The organism is Streptomyces sp. NPDC059256, assembly GCF_042753785.1.
In the GTDB taxonomy this organism is placed as follows: Bacteria; Actinomycetota; Actinomycetes; order Streptomycetales; family Streptomycetaceae; genus Streptomyces.
Map to the genome: position 1 here is coordinate 81,922 of NZ_JBHYZO010000007.1, position 20,751 is coordinate 102,672.

18 protein-coding genes and 2 pseudogenes are annotated in these 20,751 nt (G+C 67.5%); 12 read left to right on the forward strand and 8 right to left on the reverse strand.

The annotated features are described in order from the left end of the window. The first annotated feature begins 565 nt into the window (after nucleotides 1–565). A complete protein-coding gene (locus ACFXJL_RS17905) occupies nucleotides 566–973 on the forward strand; it encodes a VOC family protein (protein WP_358878840.1) in 408 nt (135 codons plus the stop codon). A 288-nt stretch (nucleotides 974–1,261) separates the two neighbouring features. Beyond that, a pseudogene (locus tag ACFXJL_RS17910) lies at nucleotides 1,262–1,591 on the forward strand (TetR family transcriptional regulator); the annotation flags it as partial. 104 nt (nucleotides 1,592–1,695) lie between these two features. Here the strand turns inward: ACFXJL_RS17910 and ACFXJL_RS17915 are convergent. From ACFXJL_RS17915 to ACFXJL_RS17930, 4 genes and pseudogenes are all read right to left on the reverse strand, one after another. Next, nucleotides 1,696–2,253, reverse strand: coding sequence for an HAD domain-containing protein (locus ACFXJL_RS17915; RefSeq protein WP_358878839.1), 558 nt, complete (start codon nucleotides 2,251–2,253; stop codon nucleotides 1,696–1,698). 244 nt (nucleotides 2,254–2,497) lie between these two features. Beyond that, nucleotides 2,498–3,061, reverse strand: coding sequence for an exonuclease domain-containing protein (locus ACFXJL_RS17920; RefSeq protein ID WP_384693439.1), 564 nt, complete (start codon nucleotides 3,059–3,061; stop codon nucleotides 2,498–2,500). 113 nt (nucleotides 3,062–3,174) lie between these two features. Beyond that, nucleotides 3,175–3,594: pseudogene (locus tag ACFXJL_RS17925) on the reverse strand (GNAT family N-acetyltransferase); the annotation flags it as partial. Between the two features lie 19 nt (nucleotides 3,595–3,613). Beyond that, entirely contained in the window at nucleotides 3,614–4,219 is a 606-nt protein-coding gene (locus ACFXJL_RS17930; RefSeq protein WP_384693936.1) for a maleylpyruvate isomerase family mycothiol-dependent enzyme, read from the reverse strand. Nucleotides 4,220–4,637: 418 nt separating this feature from the next. Here ACFXJL_RS17930 and ACFXJL_RS17935 point away from each other — a divergent pair, with 418 nt between their 5' ends. The 5 genes from ACFXJL_RS17935 to ACFXJL_RS17955 all read left to right on the forward strand — a co-directional run bounded on the left by ACFXJL_RS17935 (nucleotide 4,638) and on the right by ACFXJL_RS17955 (nucleotide 9,643). Further along, nucleotides 4,638–4,880 carry a hypothetical protein gene (locus tag ACFXJL_RS17935; RefSeq protein WP_384639035.1) on the forward strand — a complete coding sequence of 81 codons (243 nt, stop codon included), beginning with the start codon at nucleotides 4,638–4,640 and terminating at the stop codon, nucleotides 4,878–4,880. A 259-nt stretch (nucleotides 4,881–5,139) separates the two neighbouring features. Beyond that, nucleotides 5,140–6,180 carry an NAD(P)-dependent alcohol dehydrogenase gene (locus ACFXJL_RS17940; RefSeq protein ID WP_384639032.1) on the forward strand — a complete coding sequence of 347 codons (1,041 nt, stop codon included), beginning with the start codon at nucleotides 5,140–5,142 and terminating at the stop codon, nucleotides 6,178–6,180. A 608-nt stretch (nucleotides 6,181–6,788) separates the two neighbouring features. Beyond that, nucleotides 6,789–7,796, forward strand: coding sequence for an ABC transporter substrate-binding protein (locus tag ACFXJL_RS17945; RefSeq protein ID WP_384693442.1), 1,008 nt, complete (start codon nucleotides 6,789–6,791; stop codon nucleotides 7,794–7,796). 94 nt (nucleotides 7,797–7,890) lie between these two features. Further along, the gene (locus ACFXJL_RS17950; protein ID WP_384693445.1) at nucleotides 7,891–8,754 is read left to right on the forward strand and encodes a hypothetical protein; all 864 of its coding nucleotides are present in this window, start codon (nucleotides 7,891–7,893) and stop codon (nucleotides 8,752–8,754) included. Nucleotides 8,755–8,887: 133 nt separating this feature from the next. Beyond that, on the forward strand, nucleotides 8,888–9,643 hold the full coding sequence (locus ACFXJL_RS17955; RefSeq protein ID WP_384693448.1) for a YqjF family protein: 756 nt from the start codon (nucleotides 8,888–8,890) through the stop codon (nucleotides 9,641–9,643). 11 nt (nucleotides 9,644–9,654) lie between these two features. Here the strand turns inward: ACFXJL_RS17955 and ACFXJL_RS17960 are convergent, their stop codons facing one another. The 3 genes from ACFXJL_RS17960 to ACFXJL_RS17970 all read right to left on the reverse strand — a co-directional run bounded on the left by ACFXJL_RS17960 (nucleotide 9,655) and on the right by ACFXJL_RS17970 (nucleotide 15,369). Next, entirely contained in the window at nucleotides 9,655–13,410 is a 3,756-nt protein-coding gene (locus ACFXJL_RS17960; RefSeq protein ID WP_384693451.1) for a tetratricopeptide repeat protein, read from the reverse strand. Nucleotides 13,411–13,634: 224 nt separating this feature from the next. Next, entirely contained in the window at nucleotides 13,635–14,114 is a 480-nt protein-coding gene (locus ACFXJL_RS17965) for a diadenosine tetraphosphate hydrolase (RefSeq protein WP_358878831.1), read from the reverse strand. A gap of 25 nt (nucleotides 14,115–14,139) precedes the next feature. Continuing rightward, nucleotides 14,140–15,369 carry an alkene reductase gene (locus tag ACFXJL_RS17970; protein ID WP_384693454.1) on the reverse strand — a complete coding sequence of 410 codons (1,230 nt, stop codon included), beginning with the start codon at nucleotides 15,367–15,369 and terminating at the stop codon, nucleotides 14,140–14,142. A gap of 61 nt (nucleotides 15,370–15,430) precedes the next feature. On the opposite strand from ACFXJL_RS17970, the gene ACFXJL_RS17975 reads away from it, so the two are divergent. The 4 genes from ACFXJL_RS17975 (at nucleotide 15,431) to ACFXJL_RS17990 (ending at nucleotide 19,041) form a co-directional block, all read left to right on the forward strand. Then, complete coding sequence (locus ACFXJL_RS17975) at nucleotides 15,431–15,808, forward strand: MerR family transcriptional regulator (RefSeq protein ID WP_384693939.1); 378 nt, start codon at nucleotides 15,431–15,433, stop codon at nucleotides 15,806–15,808. Nucleotides 15,809–16,007: 199 nt separating this feature from the next. Then, nucleotides 16,008–17,504: an FG-GAP-like repeat-containing protein gene (locus ACFXJL_RS17980; protein WP_384693457.1), complete on the forward strand. Its 1,497-nt coding sequence runs from the start codon at nucleotides 16,008–16,010 to the stop codon at nucleotides 17,502–17,504. Nucleotides 17,505–18,274: 770 nt separating this feature from the next. Next, on the forward strand, nucleotides 18,275–18,772 hold the full coding sequence (locus ACFXJL_RS17985) for a DUF2975 domain-containing protein (RefSeq protein ID WP_384693459.1): 498 nt from the start codon (nucleotides 18,275–18,277) through the stop codon (nucleotides 18,770–18,772). Next, the gene (locus ACFXJL_RS17990; RefSeq protein WP_384693462.1) at nucleotides 18,772–19,041 is read left to right on the forward strand and encodes a helix-turn-helix domain-containing protein; all 270 of its coding nucleotides are present in this window, start codon (nucleotides 18,772–18,774) and stop codon (nucleotides 19,039–19,041) included. Before ACFXJL_RS17985 ends, ACFXJL_RS17990 begins: the two co-directional genes overlap by 1 nt. A 40-nt stretch (nucleotides 19,042–19,081) precedes the next feature. Here ACFXJL_RS17990 and cynR read toward each other — a convergent pair whose 3' ends face one another. Beyond that, a complete protein-coding gene (gene cynR / locus ACFXJL_RS17995; RefSeq protein ID WP_384693942.1) occupies nucleotides 19,082–20,002 on the reverse strand; it encodes a transcriptional regulator CynR in 921 nt (306 codons plus the stop codon). 127 nt (nucleotides 20,003–20,129) lie between these two features. Between cynR and ACFXJL_RS18000 the strand changes: the two genes are divergently transcribed. After that, the gene (locus ACFXJL_RS18000; protein WP_384693465.1) at nucleotides 20,130–20,735 is read left to right on the forward strand and encodes a carbonic anhydrase; all 606 of its coding nucleotides are present in this window, start codon (nucleotides 20,130–20,132) and stop codon (nucleotides 20,733–20,735) included. Nucleotides 20,736–20,751: the final 16 nt, after the last annotated feature.

Consider the following 20,751-nt stretch of genomic DNA (forward strand, 5'->3'; position numbering starts at 1 on the left):
GAGCCTCTGCTCAAGAGCCCGTGTGGACTCGGCCCGCCCTCACCCCTTGGGGAGCCGTCGATGGATGGCGCACATATGGATGCGCGGATCTGGTCGCGACCGACCGGGAAGCCAGCCTGCGGGCCAATGCTTCGAGAAGCTGCTGGCGACCTGGCCCGTCACCGTCAGGCCGGACGTCATAGGAGCCGCGTCGGGAACGGTCGTTTTCGGCACGCCGAGGTGGAACGTCCCCGACACCCGAACTCCTCTGTTGGCGGCTTCCACACCCCGAGGGACTCATTCCGGTACGCCCGTACGCGGCGTGCACCCCCGGTGACGAACGGTTGCCCTGACGCGCGCAGCCCCGCGTGCCGGGCTGCTGTCACACCCGGCACGATGCACACTGAGTCACAGGAGCACTCGCTCCGGCGGAGCGCTGGTCACCAGCCGACACGCGTCCTGTGGCAGCTTCGAAAGAAGTCGGAAATTCTCTCGGTGTCAGCGATGAGTTCCTAGCGGTCGTCTGGTCTATCCCCTTGAACAGCACAACGGCAAACAGCACGACAGCGATGGGAGACACCCCGCCATGTACCAGCAGATGATCTTCGTCAACCTGGCCACCCGCGATCTCGACGCGGCAAGGAAGTTCTTCACCGAGTTGGGCTACACCATCAACACCCAGTTCAGCGACGACTCAACGGCTTCGATCCCGCTCAGCGACACCATCGTCGTGATGCTGCACACCCACCAGAAGTACGCCGAGTTCACCAAGAAGCCGATCGCGGACCCCACCAGCTCCAGCGAGGTCCTCCTCGCACTCAGCGCCGAAACCCGCGAAAAGGTCGACGAACTCGTGGACAAGGCCATCGCCGCCGGCGGCACCCACACCGGCGAAACCCAGGACCACGGCTTCATGTACGGCCGCGCCTTCAACGACCCCGACGGCCACACCTGGGAGATCGTATGGATGGACCCGGCCGCGATCCAAGGCTGACCACGCCGACCGTCCCACACCTCATCGGGTGTGGCCCGGCACGCTCCTTCCACCGAACGTCGTTGCAGGACGTTGACCCGTGCTCTTCCCGGGCTGGCTGCCATCGAGACCAATCCGGTAGCGGCCCGTCCGGGAACACACGGCCTCCTACCAGAGCCGGGCGCCCCGTCGAATCGGTTCTGCAGCAGGCGACCGCCGGGGCGGGCCCGCCTACCGTGCGGTGGCAGACCCGATGGCAGACAGGACCCCTAAGCGGCGGGCGCGAACGTGAAGTGCACATCGGTCAATGCCTCAGATGCCTCCCACAGTCGACGGCCGGTCTCGGTGTCAGTCGCGGCCGAGGCAGTCGTACGGGCCCTACGAGCCCGCTTCCTGGAACGTCAGGCGCAGTGGCGTGATGACCTGTCGGAGGAATTGGCCCAGCGCCTCGGGCTCGATCCGGACGACGCGTTGTATCCGCAACTCGCCGCCGGGATGGCACTCACAGCCTTTGACACCGTTTTGCGACGGTGGAGCAGCAGCGAGGGAGCCGAGGACCCCGTCGAACTCCTCGACAGCGCCTTTGCCATGCTCGCGCCGGCACTGGACAGGGTGGAGCTTCCCGCTGCTCCAGGGTGACCCCATGAGGGCTGGCCCCACACACTGATCTCCGTGACATGGGCCAGACGCCCGCCCGATGGCGGTCCAGAGACGCGGTGGCTGCGACTTCGAAAGTGGGCCGTTCAGCGCTGGCCAGTCGCTGACCGTGCGGCACGGCGGAGCCTTCCGGCCAACTGCGGCGGGAGCACCGGGCGCGGTGGTCTGGCCAGAAGCCGGTCGACGTGGTGACGTTCGAGCCCCTGCCGCGCATCGATGGGCAGCAGCAGCCGGTCGGGCCGTACGAGAGAGTTGCGGACGAGTCGGGGCGGTATGACGTCGTCGAGCCAGGCGAACGGCCGCTTGTCGGCGTAGCGCAGCAACGGGGGCCACTTGGCGCCGGAGAGCAGTTCCATCAGCCGAATTCGAGGGTCTCCGGGTTGTGCCGTGTACCCCCTGAAGCGGACCACAGGCAGTGTGGGGAGTCCGAGTGCCGGAGCGATGTGGGTGTTGGCGTCGTCCTCCCATGTGGTGGCCCAGCAGAGGTCGTATACCTGTGCGAGCTCGGGAAGCCAGTCGCGGTGTCGGCGGGAGAGTAGGACACGGAACCCGAGCAGGTCATGGGTATCGAAGTCGCTCGCCGGTTGCGGTCGGGCAGGGTTGAGGACTCCATCGACATCGAGGAAGAGCAACGGCTTCGACACAGGACTCCTACCGGTCGGACGAACGGATGCCGGGATGCCGGGATGCCGATCGAACGTCCAGCAGAGGCGAAGGGTTCCTCCGGTGGCGGCAAGGAGCGCGCCGCGGTGCTCGAACACAAAGGGGCTGTGGCACCACCCCACACCCGCGCCACGGCGAGCTCCCACACGGCTTCCCACCAGGGGGAGATGACTTCGCAGTCGACTTCGCGCCCGTATCGCTGGGTCGGCAGTCACTCGACAGGACCTATCCGGTGGGCCACTGTCCGCGCGCCGCCACATCCAGTACCAGGGCAGCGATGTTCCAGGAGTCGTCGTCGCCACGATGATGCCGACCTTCCAACGGGAGTCCGGCCAGTGTGAGCGCCTGGGCCATTCCGGGGCGCCGACGCAGTCCGTAGGAGGTGGTGAAGGCCACCTTCGCATTGGTGTGATGCTGGTTGAAGGGGTACTCCGTACCCGTCTGCTGGCATTGGCGGGTGAACTGATTGCGGTCGTAGTCGCCCCAACTGGCCCAGGGCAGCGACCGCGTACGGTGCTGAGTGGTCAGTTCCCGGCATGCATCGGCAAAGGTCTGGCCGCCGGCAACCTCGGTCGGTGTCAGCCCGGTCAGCTCGGTGCAGAACGGGCTCACTTCGGATCTGGTCGGACGTACCAGCAGCCGGTGCTTCGTAAGGCGCTCGCCCGCGCGCAAGTCAACCACGGTGAGCCCGATCTCAATGATCTCGCTCACCTGGCCCGGCGGGGGCTGCCCCTCCCAGCAGGTCGCTTCGACATCAACCACGTTCAAGAGGTACTCATCAACATCCATGGGGAGCGAGGGTAGACGGGTTGACCTCCGTGCCGCTGTTCTTTAGGGCTCGGGCACTGGCGGAACACCTCGACCAGGCCGGAAGGACGAATGCGCCTCGGGGGTCCGGACCCTCATCCCGCCGTCGGTGTGCCGATCGGCTTCTCGAACCGGTAGTGCGCGTACGGGCTCGGTGTTGAACGCGGGGATCTCCTGGAAGCCATGGGAGTGGTAGAGCCGAGTTGCCGCATCGAGCGCTCTGTTGGTGTCCGGTCGCAGTACGAGTCGACCGTCCCGGGCGGCACGCGCTTCGAGTCCGGCCAGGAATGGGCGGCCAAGGCCCAGCCTCCGGGAGCGGGGGGCGATTCACATGCGTTTGATCTCGGCGGGTGCGCCGAACGGCGGCTTCAACCGGCACAGCCGACCGGCTCACCATGGAGCCGGCCAATCAGGAACAAGCCGTTCGGTGGACGGAGTTCACCTGTGTCCGACAGCAGACTGTGCGCGGGGGTAGGGCCTGTCGCGAAGCACTCCTCAAGTTCGCCGAAGTAGGACCGGAAACCCACTCCGGGATCAGACCGCCGTGGCGAGCAGGCCCGCGCCTGGCCCGGCAAGCTCGTCCGGCGCCACCCGTCGCCCGGAGACGGCCAGCAACAGGGAAAGCGCGGTTCCGCTCACTTCGGGACCGGCTCCGATCGACACATCGGCGTCCACTGCGGTGAGCCGTACACGGGCCACGAGTTCCTTGGCTCCGCCGAAGGAGGCCGGGGTGCGAGTCTGCAACCGTAGGGACCTGACGACGGCCTCCTGTGCGTAGGAGTGAGTGAGGCCCAAGGGTCTGCGAATGTCCTCACCGTGGATGACCTCCTCGACGAGTCGGCTGTCGAGAGGGGCCGGCGGGGACGACCTCCGTGCGGCGACCTGGCGCAGCCGCTCCAGGGTCTCCTGGGGTGCGGCACCGCGCTCCCGTTCCACACCGCTCGCGTTCAGACGGTCGAAGTCGAACCGGGTTCGGACGAGACCGACGACGAAGCCCAGGCGCGTCGTGCGGGCCGAGTCGACGAGATGGGCAACCACGTCATGGACGGTCCACCCGTCACACAGGGACGGCTCCCCCCACTGCTCGTCGTCGAGTCGGGCGAGGTCATCGATCAGCGCCGCCCGCTCCGCGTGCACCATCGACCAGACGTCGTTCTTCACGGTTCCTCCTTCGTACCTCACCACATTGCCCGCCAGCTGGGACTCGCGCCAGGACGGAAACTCATCGCTGGTGAGCAAAGCCGCCGCAACCGGGCGGGTTCCCGCCCCACGGACGCGGCGGAAGCGTCCACGCGGCAAGGACCCGCCTCCGGTAAGCGCCCTCCCGTGCGACGGTTCCCTCGTTGTGTAAGCCGCCCCGTGCGACGCCCGCGGACGGGCTGCGCATCGACGTGGTAGCCCACACCCGCGGTTCATTTTCGGCCCGGAGGCGCTACCACGAGAACGCAATGGGAATGTGCGCCTCCCGTTGTCCCTGGGGGTGGGCGGCGGGAAGCTTCAGTGCAGCCGCCGGGGTCCGGCCCCGGTGTCCCGAGGTCGAGAAGGAGTGCGCATCGTCATGTCCTTACGCAGAATGCTCTCCACCGCAGGCGTGAGCGTGGTTCTGGTGAGCGCCGGACTACTGACGGCTCCGGCAGCCCAAGCCGCGCCCGCACCCGGGCCCGCCCACTGGGTTTCCTTCGGTCCGCATCCGACATACGAGCGGTGCAAGGCGACGGGCGACCATCTGGTCAGCATTTGGTTGATCACCGAATTCACGTGCGCCCCGTACCCGCCGCACACTCTGTCCGTCTGGAAGTAGCGGCTGAGGCCGAGGAACGGACCGGCACACCTGAGCGTCCAGGGTGTGCCGGTTCGCTGTGCCCCGGTGTGAACACCGCGACCGGTGCGGCGGTCGATCCCCACCGCACATCGGGTCTGGGCCTGGCCGGTCCCGGCTCCGATGGCCGGGCTCCCGGAGCCGGCGTACCGTCGTTCGGTGTGGGCCTGCGGCACATCGCACGGACTGCGTGCGGTCGACCGGCCTCGGATTTGCCCCCTACCAGCAGGGGAGAACCGTCGTGAAGGCAGTTCAGTACCGTGCGATCGGCGCGGATCCCGAGGTCGTCGACATCCCGGCCCCGGAGCCGGGCCCCGGTCAGATTCTGTTGAAGGTCACCGCGGCCGGCGTGTGCCACTCCGATATCGCGGTGATGTCGCTCCCCGCCGAGCGGATCGCCTTCCCGCTACCCCTCACCCTCGGGCACGAGGGAGCCGGTGTGGTGGCCGGGCTCGGCAGCGGGGTGTTCGGGGTGACGGTCGGAGATGCGGTCGTCGTGTACGGGCCGTGGGGGTGTGGTGTCTGTCCGATCTGCGCATCTGGTCAGGAGAACTACTGTCCCCATGCGCGCACCCTGGGCATCCACCCTCCGGGCCTCGGCTCACCCGGCGCGATGGCGGAGTACATGTTGGTCGATGATGTGCGGCATCTGGTGCCGATCGGCGGGCTGGACCCGGTGGCCACGGTGCCGCTGACCGATGCCGGTCTGACGCCCTACCACGCGATCCGCCGTGCGCTGCCGAAGTTGGTACCCGGATCCACCGCCGTCGTCATCGGCACCGGCGGTCTGGGGCACCTCGCCATCCAACTGCTGAGAGTGCTCACACCTGCGCGGGTCATCGCCCTCGACGTGTCCGAGGACAAACTCCGGTTGGCCCGGAGCGTCGGCGCACACGAAGCGCTTCCTTCGGATGAGAATGCCGCCCCGCGCGTGCGCGAACTCACCGACGGCCACGGCGCCCAGGCCGTCTTCGACTTCGTGGGCATCGATCTCACCGGCCGCATGGCCGCCGACATGGCCGGTATGGACTCCGACATCCAACTCGTCGGCATCGGGGGCGGCACCGTACCGGTGGGGTTCGCCCAGGTCCCCTACGGGGCATCGGTCACCGCACCCTACTGGGGCGGTCGTACGGAACTGGCCGAAGTCGTCGCGCTCGCCCAGGACGACGTGCTCTCCGTACACACCGAGACGTTCGGCATCGACGAGGCGCCACTCGCCTATGAGCGACTGCACGCCGGCAACATCACGGGCCGCGCCGTCATCCTCCCCCACAGCTGAGCCCCCGACGTCTCGGCAGTCGGCAGTCGGCGCGAGCGTTGCCCAGGGGCCCGGACCGCCCGTGCAACGGGCGGTGCTCCCGGAGGCACACCGGGGAGCGGAGCATGGCATTCCTGGCGGTCTCGCCCGATCAAGTGCCTCGATCCCCCCGTGTGCGTGCCCTCGGAGCGTCAACCCGTGGACACGACCAGATGCTCTCCGTCTTTTGCACCTACGGCCTTGCCGCACTGCGGCCGGCTGCCCCGATCCGGCGCACGAGAGCAATTGCGAATCAACTTCACTATTAAGTAAGGTGTACCTAAGTTTCTTTGGCCGGATCATCTCTATGCCCGGCTTCATGAACAGGAGTACGAGAACGGAATTCGCGGAGACCGCGAGCGCACCGCGCGTACCCGCGAACAAGGAAGGTGCACGACCATGACCCACGCCGGGCAGCGCGACGTCGCCCGCGGCCCGGCCCACCCCGCCAACACAACGATCTCCTCTGCGTCCCACGGACGCTCGTAACCTGCGGCCGATGCCGCCGATCACCGAGCAGGCGCTGAGCCGCTCCTGAAACTCCTCCGGTACCGCCGGGATCCACACTTCGCACGAAACGAGGCACACCCATGTCCCCACTCCCCCGCTTGATGCGCGCTGTCACGGCACTCGCCGTGGCAGGGCTCGTCCTCACCGGCTGCTCCGACAGCGATACCGACACCCCCCGGGAGAAGGGAGCCTCGGACACCCAGGGGCAACAGGGCGCATTCCCGCTGACCCTGACCCATGGCCAGGGCAAGGTCACCATCCCCCGCAAGCCGGAACGGGTCGTCGTGCTCGGGTTCGCCGATGCCCAGATAGCAGCGGCGCTGGGCGCTCCCGTGGTCGGTGGGACCCGCAACACCTCCTCGACCGACGGCAACTGGTTGGGCGTCTCACCGGGCTTCTCATCCGACGTGCTGACGCTCGACGCGATCAACCCGAACCTGGAGAAGATCCTCGCGCTCAAGCCGGATCTCATCCTGATGACGACCGCACAGCCCGGGTACGGCAGCGCCTACAAGAAGCTGTCGGCGATCGCACCCGTGGTCTCTTACAAGAACAAGCTGCTCCAGGATTCGGGCGATGAACTGACCACGCTCATCGGGCAGGCGCTCGGGGAGGAGAAGAAGGCCGAGCAACTCATCGCCAAGTCGCACAAGTCTCTCGCCGACTTCGCCGCTGCGCACCCGGGGCTGAAGGGCAAGGCATACGCGTTCGGGCAGGAGGCCGGCGGTACGGTCCACGCCGTCGTCGCGACCGACGGGCCCACCGCCCGCTTCTTCGGTGCGCTCGGGATGAAGCTGCCGGAGCCACTGGTGAAGCTGGGCATCGAGTCCGGCGGCAAGACACAGCTCTCGCAGGAGAACCTGGATCTGTTGGACAATGCGCAGATCGCGTTCTTCGGGGTGCCGGACAAGAAGGCAGGGGATGCCTTCATCAAGCGGCCGGTGGTGTCGTCCCTCAAGCTGACGACCAGCGGAAGCCTCCACTTCCTCGACTACAACGAGTCCGGCATGCTGCTGGGACCCAACCCCGCCGTGACGGACATGCTGCTGGCAAAGCTGGGACCCGCACTGAAGAAGGCTTCGGCGTAGCCGGACCGGACCCCGCGTTCCATCCGGCGCGGGGTCCGCAACCAGGGTGGACGACGCTCTTTCGATGTCAGTGGTACGAGGTTGACTGCCGTCCATGACCTATGTCGAAATCATCGCCGCCGTGCGGAAGATGGTCGAACAGCCATCGTCCGCCCTCGAAGCACCGGTCGTTTTCGAGTGCCCGGACGGTACGGGACTGGCGGAGCTCATCGCCGAAGTCGCTCCATGGGCGGGGCGGCCCCGAAATCTCGCCATGGGGAGATTCACCGACCCCTCGCTCATCGAGAGCACCGGGTTACCGCTCGTCGAACAGTTCGGCGGGGAACTACAGGAGATGCGGGGTTGGGCGTACAGAACACACTGGATCGGATGCGGACGCATGGCCGGCCCTGAGGGAACGCGTTCGATCATCGTCGTCACCGATCGCAAGGACCCTGGCGTCACCGGCTTCCCCGAGGGGGCCTCGTGGGTCGACAAGCTGTGTCTCCTCGTCGGCTGGGAATCGACGAGTCGAACGGTGGTCGACTGGAAGGTGACCGAGGAGGCCCTCGGCACCCGACTGCCGAGCGACTACAAGGAGATCGTCGATGTCTTCGGGCCGGGCTCCTTCGACGAGTACCTCGATCTCCTCGCCCCGGGCGCCCTCGGTAGGAATCTCATCGGCTGGGCCGCGAGCGACGCGGTGTACGCCGTCGACGTTTGGGACCCGTACACGGCCTATCCGGCGCCCGGCGGCCTGCTGCGCTGGGGAGGCTCGGAGCAGGAGGTCACCTTCGTCTGGCAGACGGGGGCGCCCGACCCCGATGACTGGCCGGTGCTCGTGGAGAGCGACTTCGGCGATTGGGAGCGATTCGACTGCGGGACGGGCGAGTTCATCGTGCGCATGCTGACCGACGTACAGTTCGGTTTTCCCACGCGCCGCACGCCCCTCCACTACTTCACACCGAGCGACGCCTGACGGGACGATGTGAACGCGGGCGCTGGTCATGACGGAGACCGCCGCGGAGCAGGTGACACCGTCCTCCCCAGGTGGTCGACGACACACCGCTCCGTCGTCCGGCAGGTCCGATCGCTCTGCGATCCTGAATCCCATGCCGAGCACCGAACCCCGCCCAGAGCCTGTCAGTCCGGACGCCCCCACGGCGATAGTCAGTCCGCTGCTCACCCAGTCGTGGTTGGACCTCGCTTTCGTCCACTGGGCCGTGGACCCGGCGCTCGTTGCCGGGCTGTTGCCGACCGGAACCGTGCCCGACACCCTCGACGGCACCACATACGTCGGCCTGGTGGCCTTCCGTATGCACCGGGTGGGCTGGTTCCGCTTGCCTGGCATCCCCTACTTCGGTGCCTTCCCGGAGACAAACGTACGCCTGTACTCGGTCGACGCGGACGGACGGCGCGGTGTGGTGTTCCGCTCGATGGACGCCTCCAGGCTGATACCGGTGATCATGGGCAGGGCAGGCTTCCGGTTGCCGTACCTGTGGTCGCGCATGTCCGTCCACTCGGACGGTGACACCTTCACCTACACCAGCGTCCGGCGCTGGCCGGGACCTCGTGGGACGAGCAGCCGGATGACCATACGGAAGGGTGAACGCATTGAGGAACCAACGGAGCTGGAGCACTTTCTGACCGCCCGGTGGGGGATGCACAACAAGCTTCCCGACGGTGTCGCCTTTCTGCCCAACGACCATCCCCGCTGGCCCCTGTACCGGGCACGGCTCATCGACTGTCATGACGAACTGGTGGCGGCGGCCGGGTTGCCCGCACCGCAGGGGGAGCCGGTCAGTGTGTTGTACTCGCCCGGAGTGCCCGTCCGGCTCGGTCGACCGGCCCGTACGCCCCGTGTCTGAGGAGCACGCGGTCAAGGGCGAGGCAGCGGATACGGCTCGCCCGTGCTGGCTCGCCAGGCTTGTCGGACCGAGTCCGGACGGAGTTCGTCCAGTTCGGCAAGAGCGTCCCGTACGAGAGCTTGGAAGTCGTCGTCCTGCGCGGTCAGCGCAACGCGCCAGGCTCGGACCAGGTCCGCGACGGCAGAGACTTCGTCTTCGGTGCGCAGTGAGGCCCGGGTGAGGAGGGTGTAGACGAGCGTTTCGCCCTCGTCCTCATCGCGCAGAGCGGATGCCAACTCCACCGCCTCCTCAATCGAGTGCAGGGCCTCCGTGTTGCGTTGGTTGTCCTTGAGCGTGTCGGCGAGGTTGTTCAACGACTGGCAGAGGGCGAGACGGTTCGCGGGCACCTTCTGGTCCAGTCCGCGCCGGACGCGCACCGCCTCCTCGATGCGTCCCAGAGCCTCCTCGTGGCATCCGAGTTCGCTGAGGCACTCCGCGTGGTTGTGCAGCACCATGCCCAGCGTTTCGGTATCGGCGACCTTGCCGTCCTCCGTCAACACCTCGGTCGCCTTCCTGAACCGCTCGACGGCACGATCCGGACTCCCGCCGCCGCTCAGGATGCGCCCGTGGCTGTACAACACGATCGCCCATTCGAGTCGCACATGAGGCAGGTCCACAGCTGCGGAGTCGGACAGCTCGGCCAGGATTTCCGCGGCGCGCGCCACTGAGTCAAGGGCTTCCGACACCCGGCCCATGTCGTCGTGGATCAGCGCCATCAGGTGCAGGGCCTTGGCCAGCTGACGTCGCAGGGCCGCCTGGCCACTCGCCGCCAGCCGGTACAGGATGGCGGCGGCCTCGGCGGCGAGCGCGAACGCGTCCTCGTACTCCTCCAACTCCTGAAGGACATCTGCCTGGGCGAGGAGGGATTCGACGAGTTCGGGCTCATTGGCTTCGGGGCGGGGTTCGGCGAGCTTGCGGTAGATGTCGATCGACTCGTCGTACACGTCCTGCGCCCGGTACAGCTGCCTGGTGTCGAGGAGACAGTCCCCGAGGTTGTGGAGCGCGCCGGCGAGTGAAGCGAGATGGGTTCCCGGTGAAACGGTCGCCAGGGTCCGGCAGATGTCAACGGTCGCAGTGAGCTGTTCGATGGCCTCCTCATGGCGGCCGAGGCGACGGAGTGCTGCTCCGTTGTTGTTCAGCACATCGGCCAGCAGGGAGAGATGGCCCTCTCCATGGCGATCCACGAGGTCACGCGCCGCGCGAACCGCGTCCGCCGCGACATCGGCCGCATCCTGTACCCGCCCCAGCTCGGACAGCGCACCACTGAGGTTGCCCATTCCCTCCACCCATGCGGCGCGGAATCTATCCCTGCTGAAGGCGTCGAGTTCCCGATACAGCCGTACCGACTCCTCGGCGGCGGCCAGTCCCGCGTGGTGCAGCCCAGCCCCGGCCCGTGCCGCCGAGAGGTTCTGTAGTGCACTCGCCAACCGGAACTGGTACTCCACCCGGTCTTCGTCGGGGGCTTCGTCATGCAGCACGGTGGTCAGCCGCACCGCGTGTTCCAGTACGGCGACCGCTTCCGCGTGTCGTGCGAGATCACTGAGGAGGTTGCCCCGAGTGGTGAGCGCGGTGGCGTAGATCTGCCCATGAGTGGGCGCGGTGTCGACGACCTCGCTGAGCAGGGTGCAACTCCGCGTTGCCTTGTCCAGGCCGTCTTCGAAGAAGCCGGAGCGGGCGTAGGCGTTGGCGAGGGTGGTCAGCGCCAAGCCCAACTCCGGAGTGAAGTCCGCATCCGAAGCGACCAGTTCGGAGTACATCTCGACGGCTTGGGCCGCATGGGTAAGCGCTTGGTCGCTCTGGTTCACATCCGTTAGCCGGCAGGACAGATTGTGCGTCAGTGTGGCGACGGTCTCTGCGTCGGGTGCCTCCTTGCGTCGCTCGGCGTCGAGGGCCGCCCGCGTGCTGACCACCATGAACGCGGCCAGGGCGAGGCTGCTGTCGGGTAGGTGGTCGACGACGGCGCCCTCCAGGTCCACGCCCGCGCCGGCCGCGGTGGCGCTCACCTCGCTGAGCACGCGCACCAGGGCGGTGTCCTGGAGTTGTGTGGCGACGGCGATCGCCAGTGGCAGCCGCGCGGCGGGATCCTCGGCCAGTAGCGCCTTCATGGTCTCCGCTACATGGGGATGTCGTGGCGCGGCCCTGCCCAGCACCGTCAGCGCCCGGGTGATCTGGACATCTCCGACGCCGGGCGCCGACCATGCGGCGAACTCCGGCTGGTCGAGGAGGGTCGCCGCCACCAGGTCCTCGCCCAATCGGTCCGGGCGCAGTGGATTGAGAGCGGACGGACCGCTGTACAGGGCGTCGAGCCAGCGCTGGTAGTGCGCCACGACGTTGTGGCCTTCGCCGTCGAAGGTGGGGAGGGCTTTGAGGAGACTCCGAGCGTCGGCGGGGCTCGGCGCCGTGAACAGTGTGGCTGCGGAGACCACTTGGTCGTGGCGGAGCCGGCTTGGCGAGGGCAACTCGTTGGGCAGTGCTGCCAAGGCCCAGTACCGCCGCTCGTGGTCGAGGACCCGCAGCAATGGGTCGCGGCGGGCGGGCGAGGTATCGGGCGCCGTCTGGTCGAGGAGCGCGGCCAGTGCGGCGGCGTGCACGTCCAGGACTCGGTCGTAGCGTGCGGTGGTGAGATCTCCGGGCGGCGCGGTCACCGGTGTCGGCCGGTCCAGTCGGGCCGCGAAGGCACGCAGGGCGCGGGCGTACTCGAAGGGCCGGGTGTCGGGCGCGGCGACCACCGAAGGCAGCTCGCGCTCGGTGAGGTCCGTGAAGAACAGCGAGACGCGATCGTCGCGGTGACGGCGGAGCAGATGTGGCCACACGCCGGACGACCTGGCGAGCAGGAGGAGACGTGACGGGCCGTGTTCGGCCGGTCGGGCGATCAGCTGGGACGCGACGACGGCGAGTTGTTCGGTGCGGCCCTCCGCATAGTCCACAACGATGAGGAGAGGACCACGGAATGCGTGGATCCGGTCGAGGACGGCCTGTGGCGCGCCGTCAGCGAGCAGCCCTGCGGCCCAGCCGTCGGCTCTCATCTGCTCCACGAGTCGATGGCCGAGCCGGGTCTTGCCCTGCCCACCGGGCCCGGTCAGAAGGTGGGCGACAAGTCGTTCGGGGGCCAGCAGCCAGTCCACCAGCCGAGGGAGTTCGTCGTCCGTCCGCTCGAACTCGACCACGCCGTAGTCGGGCTGGAGCAGCATGCTGGGCAGTGGGTCGGAGGGCAGTCGCCGCTCCGGTTCGAACAGGTCCGGGAGCATCAGCTCCGGTACCAGTGTGCTGATCCTGTCGGCCAGCACCCGTACATCGTCGCCAAGGGTCCGGTGATTGATGTATGCGGCCTGGCTGTGAGCCAATCTCGCAATATCCGGCGGGAGTTGAGTTGCTTCCACGGGTCCCACACCGTCGAGCAGCACCTGCACCACGGGGATGCCGCGTTCGAAGGCGCGGCGGATCTCGCGTCGTACCCAGTCGTCCTCACGGTCCACCAGACGTCGACCACTGTCCGGGTCTTCGACGAACCAGTCGGGACCGATGAGGACGAGCAGGATCCGGGTCTGCTCCAGGGCCGCGCGAATCGCGTCGGGGTAAGGCTCTCCGGGCAGCATGGTGACGCAGTCCCGGAAGATGCGTGCCGCGCCGAAGGCGTCGGAAAGCAGCTCGTAGCAGGCTGCCGCCCCGTATCCGGTGTCGGCGGTACGGTAGTTGACGAAGACGTCCACACCGTCCTGGCTCGTCACGAGGCAACCTCGATCTTGAGGTCGGCGTTCTCCACGGAGGAGCCGAAGACGTCCGGTCCCTTCACCTCAGGGCCCCCTCACCTCACCCATGAACTTCCTCGCGCACCGGTTCCAGTGTGCCTTGGCCGGCCGGAAGCCCGCATGCTGATCCGCAAAGGTCGTCGAACGTGTCGAGCTCGCCGACACCGGGTGCTCGGGACGGTTGGGGGATGGTCTGCCCACGGTCAGTTCATGGTGTCCAGACGGTCCAGTTCTTCGCCGATCGCCGCCCGCAACGGGTCGTGCTGTGGACCGAGTGCGTACTCCTCGTCGGCCCATCTGTCACGGGGGTAGTGCCACACCGGTGAAACGACCAAGTCGGCTGGCTCCCATGCGAACCGTGGCCAAATGTGTGCGTGCAGGAAGCCGTCGGTGTTGCCGAGGATCTCCAGGTTCACCCGTCGGAAGGCCGGATCCGTGCGACGGGCCGCCCGCTCGACCGCTTCTCCCAGGCGGTCCATGTCGGACAGAAAGGCGAGGCGCCTGTCCCGGGGTAGGTCGGACAATCTCTCCACTCGCGGGTCGTCCGAAAGGAGCACCGAATAGCCCGGTAGGAACTGCACATCGCCGATCACCGCGAAGCCTGCGCTCAGGCGCCGCAGCACCGTGGGGTTCTCACCGCGCAGGGCGCTTGCGATCCGGTCCCGCCGCCAGTCGTCGATCATCTGGGAAGGCTACGGGCACCCACCGTCATACGGGGGTCTGGGAGCCGGCCGTGTCGATCCGCCGCTGTGCGGCGGTGAGGGTCGGGTAGTCGGTGTATCCGGTCGCCCCGCCCGTGTACATGAAGTACTCGTCGCGCGGCGCATTCAGCGGTGCTCCGGCCCGTACCCGCTCGACCAGGTCGGGGTTGGCGAGGAAGGCGCGGCCCAGCGCGATGAGGTCCGCACCGGCTTCCAGCAGGCGTTCGCCCGCAGCTCGCCCGCCGTCCACGGGGAGCGGCCCGCCCCACCCGAGTGCCGGATTGGCGATCAGTGTGCTCGACCAGGACTCCCGGATACGCGCGAACAGTGGTTGGTCCGGATCGGCGAACACGATGTGGAGGTAGGCGAGGGTGGACCCGGCTTCGGTGGCGCTGCCCGAGTGGTCTTCGGTGCGGGCCGGTCCGTCCTGCCCCGCACCGATTTCGTCCTGCTTTGCACCGATTCCGTCGAGCGCCGTGACCAGAGCCGGGTAGAGCGCCTCGGTGTCGTCCTCCCGTACTCCGTTGAAGACACCTCCGGGGGAGATCCGCACGCCCACCCGCTGCGGACCGATGGCCTGCGCGACCGCCTGGACGACCTCGACGGCGAAGCGAATGCGGTGCTCGACGGGACCACCGTACGCATCGTTGCGCCGGTTGCTGTTCGATGCCATGAACTGGTGCAGCAGGTGTCCGTTCGCCGCGTGGACCTCTACGCCTTCGAAGCCGGCGGCGATGGCGTTGCGTGCGGCATCGGCGAAGTCCGCGATGGTCGCCTGGATGTCATGCGCGGACATTTCCCGAGGCACCACCGAGGGCTGCCTACCGCTCGGGGTGTGAATGGTCTCCGGGAGTGGGATGGGGGACGGAGCGATCGGGACCAGCCCACTGTTGTCGGGGTGTCCCACCCGGCCGCCGTGTTGCAGTTGGAGGAACATACGCCCGCCGGCATGCCGCACCGCCTCGGTGACCCTTCGCCAACCGGCCACTTGGGCTTCGTTGTGGATCGCGGGAATGTTGGGGTAGGTCTGACCGACGGGGTTGGGGGCGGCGGCCTCGGCAATGATCAGCCCGGCACCGGCGCGCTGCGCGTAGTAGGTGCTCATGAGCGTGCCGGGAACCCCGTCGGCACCGGCCCGGTTGCGGGTCAGCGGCGCCATCACCAGGCGGTTCGGGAGGTTCAGCCGGCCCAGAGCGGCCGGTTCGAGGAGTCGGGAAGTCACCGGTCTTTTCGTCATGCCCGTACGGTAGAAAGTGACACAGGTGTCAGGTTCAAGGCCGGCGAGTGATGGGGGCGCGATGCGGATCGGCGAGTTGGCGCGCCGGAGCGGCGTGAGCGAGCGCTCTCTGCGGTACTACGAACAGCAGGGCCTGCTCCGTGCTGAGCGGACTCCGGGTGGTCATCGGGAGTACGGGGACTGGGCGGTCGACCGTGTCGTTCGCATCCAGGCGTTGTACGCCGCGGGGCTGAACAGCAAGAAGATCGCCCAACTCCTGCCCTGCATGAGGGACGTCGACGGTGGTCCCAATGAGTACGCGACGAGGCGCCTGGTCAGCGAACTGATGGCCGAGCGCGACCGCATCGATCGTCTGATCGCCGAGTTGGCCCTGTCCCGCGGCGTCTTGAACGAGGTCATCGACGCCGCGGGAAGCCCGCTCGACACTGAAGACGGCTAGCATTTCGGGCGGTTCGGCGTCCATGACCCTTTGACGGCTTGCTGCTGAAGTCCGAACTCCTGGTTCTCTAGCGGCTGTTCGGCAGCCTTCGATGCACAACCCTTTCCAGGCGCCGTGAGTCAGACCTGTTGCACCGGCCGATCCTGTCAGGTGCCCGGCCGCTCCGCGCTCGCCGGCCCGCACCTCCGAGAGGTTGATCATGTCCCCCCACCAACTGAGCCGTGGCCCGGTGCTTGCCGTCGCGGTCATGGCCGTAGCGGCGCTGACGGCGCCGCTGGTGATCGCCGCTCCCACCGATGCCCGTCCAGCCGCACCGAAGAAGGCCGCCGCGAACGACTTCAACGGTGACGGCATCCGCGACCTTGCCGTCGCCGCACCGGGCGGGAACGCGGGCAAGCAGGTAAAGGCCGGCCATGTGTCGGTGTTGTACGGATCGAAGACCAAGCCGGTCACGGCCCGCACCCAGGTGTTCCACCAGGACTCGCCCGGCATCCCGGGGACCGCTGCGTCCGGCGACCAGTTCGGCGCGGCGCTGGCGAGCGGAGACCTCGACCGGGACGGTCACGCCGAGCTTGTCGTGGGAGCCTTCAAGGACAGCCCCGGCTCCCGGAAGGAAGCCGGTTCGGTCTCCGTGCTCTGGGGAGGGCCGAAGGGGCTCTCCAGCGGTGCGACGCTGCTGAGCGGCTCCGGACCCCACGCACTGCTCGGCAAATCACTGGCAGCGGGCGATTTCGACGGTGACGGCGACCAGGACATAGCCACCACGAACGACCAGAGCCAAGTGCGTCTTCTGCTCGGTCCGTTCACGAGGGACGGCTCCCCCGCCGCGACCACGCTCATCGTGAACGACGGCGAGCGGATCACCGATCTGGCCGCCGGGGACGTGAACCGGGACGGCCGTACGGACCTCGTGGCCGCACGCTACAACCCCGATCTGTACGAGCATCCGGAGACCGCCGTGTGGATGGGGACCGCCAAGGGGCTCGCCCCGACCGCGCGGGTCCTCCGGAAGCACATCAACGATCGGACCACTCCGGGCGGCGACAACGTCGACGTCGGGGACGTCAACCGGGATGGCTACGCCGATGTCGTCGTCGGACGGGACGACTTCCGGGAGACCGACATGGACGGCGGCAAGGGCGGCAGGATCATCTTCTTCCCCGGCTCGACGAGCGGCCCGGTCGTGTCGAAACTGGTCGTCCTCACCCAGAACACCAAGGGCGTGCCGGGTACAGCCGAGTACCGTGACTACTTCGGTTCCGGAGTGTCGGTGTCCGACGTCAACAGCGACGGCTACGCGGACATCGCGACGGGCCTGCCGGGCAAGAAGGTGGGTACCGTCCAGGGGGCTGGGGCCGTCATGGTCCTGCGAGGTGGCGCGACGGGCCCCAGCACCACCGGGGCCAAGCTCTTCAGCCAGAGCACCCAAGGGGTGCCGGGGATCTCCGAGCCCAGGGACTCCTTCGGCTTCTCCACCTCGCTGATCGATCTGACCGGAGATGGCAGCGCTGAGCTGGTCGTCGGTGGAACCGGCGAGGATCAGGGCGCTGGTTCGGTGTGGGTCCTCAAGGGGTCGAGGTCCGGCCCGGTCGCGACCGGAGCAACGGCCTTCGGCCACAGCGCCCTCGGGACGGTCGCGGCCCCGCTCAGCGCACTCGGCTTCTCGTTCAGCAACGCCAACACCTACCGCTACTGATCGGCTCGAACGCGGGCCCGGGCCGGATGACCGGTCCGGGCCATGGAGATTTCCCCAGCGTGCCCGCGCAACGAGCGGTGTCTTCGACATGCAAGGGGAAGGCGTGCGCCGCGAATCACCTTGGGATCGAAGACGCCAGCCCGCGAGCTCTCCTGCGATCCGCAGGCGCGAGGAGGGCAACGCCCTGTTCGCCGCTCCGGTCCATCCCACCAGCAATACGGGCCCGTAGACCGCCGCCTCGAAAGCACCTCACCACGTCATGGCCAGGCCATGATCGCGACAAAGAGTGCTGGTCTCACAGTGGCGCCGCCTCCAACTCGCCCATCACCTGGAAACCGGTTTGCGCTACCAGCCATGGAGCGCGGTGGGCTTCGACCTGCTGCACAGGGACGTACACCGTGTGGCCCTTCGCAGGCTCCTCGAAGGAGAGGTCGCGGGTGTTCCGACAGACCGTCAGATAGGCACCTCGGGTGCCGCCCTAACCGAGGCCGATCTCAGGCGCTTCTGGCCAGCCGCTGAAGTCCCTTGCGCACACCGTGGCCGGAACATCCCCACGGCGGCCAAGAAGCCCTCCACCGGCCTCCGGGGGCATCGTCCACCGACTCAGAACAACCGGAAGGCACTCGAACACAGAGTCACCGTCGCGCGAGGAGCCGAACCCGCCCGCCCCGCACGACCGCCGACCAACTCTCCCGATCCAACGGCGCAAGCCTTGCCACGCCTATCGTTAATCGATAGATTTCCATCGTTACTCAACCGAGGGAGGGGCCATGGGGAAGGTGACCGTGCTTGCGCTACGCGTCGTGATCGTGACGCTGCTAGCCGGCTCAGTGTTCGTGGAAACGGTGATGGTGCCGCTGCTGGCCGTCGATCTGGAGGAGCTCGACGCGGACCTCGCCCATCTGCGCACCCCGTGCCTGGTGATCGCGGTCCTCGGTGTCACGACGGTCCAGGTGGTTCTCTTCTGCGTGTGGCGACTGGTGACGATGGTGCGTCGTGGCACCGTCTTCTCCCCCGCCGCCTTCCGCTATGTGCACGGGGTGATCGGTGCGTTCGTGACAGCCTCCATCCTGTTGTGTGCGCTCGCGGTTCTCCTGGCCCCGGGGGAGGCCGTTCCTCCGGGCATGGTCCTCCTGGTGTGCGGGGCGGCCCTGGCGCTCCAAGGGATCGCGCTCATCGTGCTCGTGCTGCGGATGTTGCTGGCCCAGGCCGTCGCGCGGGACGTCGAGGCAACCCAGTTGCAGGCCGAACTGTCCGAGGTGATCTGATGCCGATCGCCGTTGACATCGATGTGATGTTGGCCAAACGGAAGATGTCCGTAGGTGAACTCGCAGAACGCGTGGGCATCACACCCGCCAATCTGGCGGTGCTCAAGAACGGCCGCGCCAAGGCGGTGCGGTTCACGACTCTCGCCGCACTCTGCGAGGTGCTCGAATGCCAGCCGGGAGACCTCCTACGCTGGGAAGCCGAACCCGATGCCGCCGGTGCCGCCGGAGCCGCCAACAGCATCGACGCGATTGCCGCCACGGCAGATTGAGGCTGGACACCCCACGTGGCGCCGCACGCCGAACCCCTGATCAGTCACTGGCGTCGGCGCTCTTCTGTGGATGGTGATCCGCGGCCCATCGGTGCGCCAGCGAAGCGAAGGCGCGTGCAGCCGCACTGATGTACGCCCTGTCGCGGTGCAGCAGGCTGACCGTCCGAACGGGCAGAGGTGGGGTGAGGGCGATGGGGTGGAGAGCGGCATGGCCGCGGGTGAGTGCGTCAGGCAGAACCGTCGCCAGATCCGTGCGCTGAACGATCTCGGTGAGCGCGCTGATGGAGTTGGCCTCCACGGCAACCACCGGGCGGGCGCCCGCGGCAAGGAAGTAGGTGTCGATGTGGCCCCTGGTGGCGAAGTCGTCACTCAGAAGGGCGAGCGGGCGCCCGGTCAGTGCTTCGACGGGCAAGGGCTCGGTGCGACCGGTGTCGGAATGCCGGGGTCCGACCACCAGACTGAGCTTCTCGGTGAACAGCGCAGTGCTCTCGATGCCCGCGAGATGGTCGGTGCGAAACGCGATGCCGAGGTCGATGTCATCGGCCAGCAGTCCGGATTCCATGCGGTCCTGGGTCATCTCGCGTACTTCGATGGTGAGGGCCGGGTGATGGGTGTGGAACTCGGCGACGAGCGGACCGATGAGGTACGTCGTGAACGTGGGTGTCATCGCCAGGCGTAGCCGGCCACGGGTGAGGTCCTGCACGTCGAGGACTGCCCTGCGGCCCGCGGCCAGGTCGCGCAGAGCCCGGCGTGCATAGCGGAGGTAGGTCTCTCCGGCATCGGTCAGGCGCACCGTTCGACCGCTGCGGTCGAGGAGTTGAACGCCCAACACCTTCTCCAACTGCTTGATCTGTTGGGACAGCGTCGGCTGCGAGATATGGAGGTCCTCGGCGGCGCGGGTGAAGCTGGCATGTTCGGCGACAGCCAGGAGATACCGAAGATGACGCAGTTCAGGTCCCATGGCCACCACCATATAGATGACATCTATCGAAGTCATCTATAGTACATATTGGACACTATAGATACAGGTCATGCATGGTTGACCACGTCGGCCCCCACCGACGAACCAACCGAAGGAAGAACAGGCCATGCATCACCTCACCGAAGGAATCCGCCGCTTCCACAACGACGTCTTCCCCGCCCGAGCGGAGTTGTTCCGGCACCTCGCGACCACCCATCGACCCGGCACGCTGTTCATCAGCTGCTCTGATGCCCGCGTCGTACCCGAGCTGATCACCCAACAGGATCCGGGTGAGCTGTTCGTCATCCGCACCGCCGGAAACCTGGTACCCGCCTACGCCTCCGGCGTGGACGGTGTCGCCGCCAGCATCGAGTACGCGGTGGCCGTGCTCGGGGTCAGCGACATCATCGTCTGCGGCCACTCCGCCTGCGGGGCCATGACGGCACTCGTCGAGCGCCACGACCTCACCGCACTGCCCTCCATCGCCGACTGGCTGCGCCACGCCGATGCGTCCAGGGCCCGCACGGAGCCCGCGGCCGAGAACGACGTCAGTGCCCTGGTCCGCGAGAACGTCCTCGCCCAGCTGGCGAACCTCGCCGCCCATCCGTCAGTGGCACGCGCACGGGCCAGGGAGACCGTCCGTCTGCACGGTTGGATCTTCGATATCGCCACCGGTGCGGTCGACGACGTCACCCCCGTCACGGAACGGCCCGCTGCCCTCACGGCCGTCTGATCAACCCGGCGCGCCA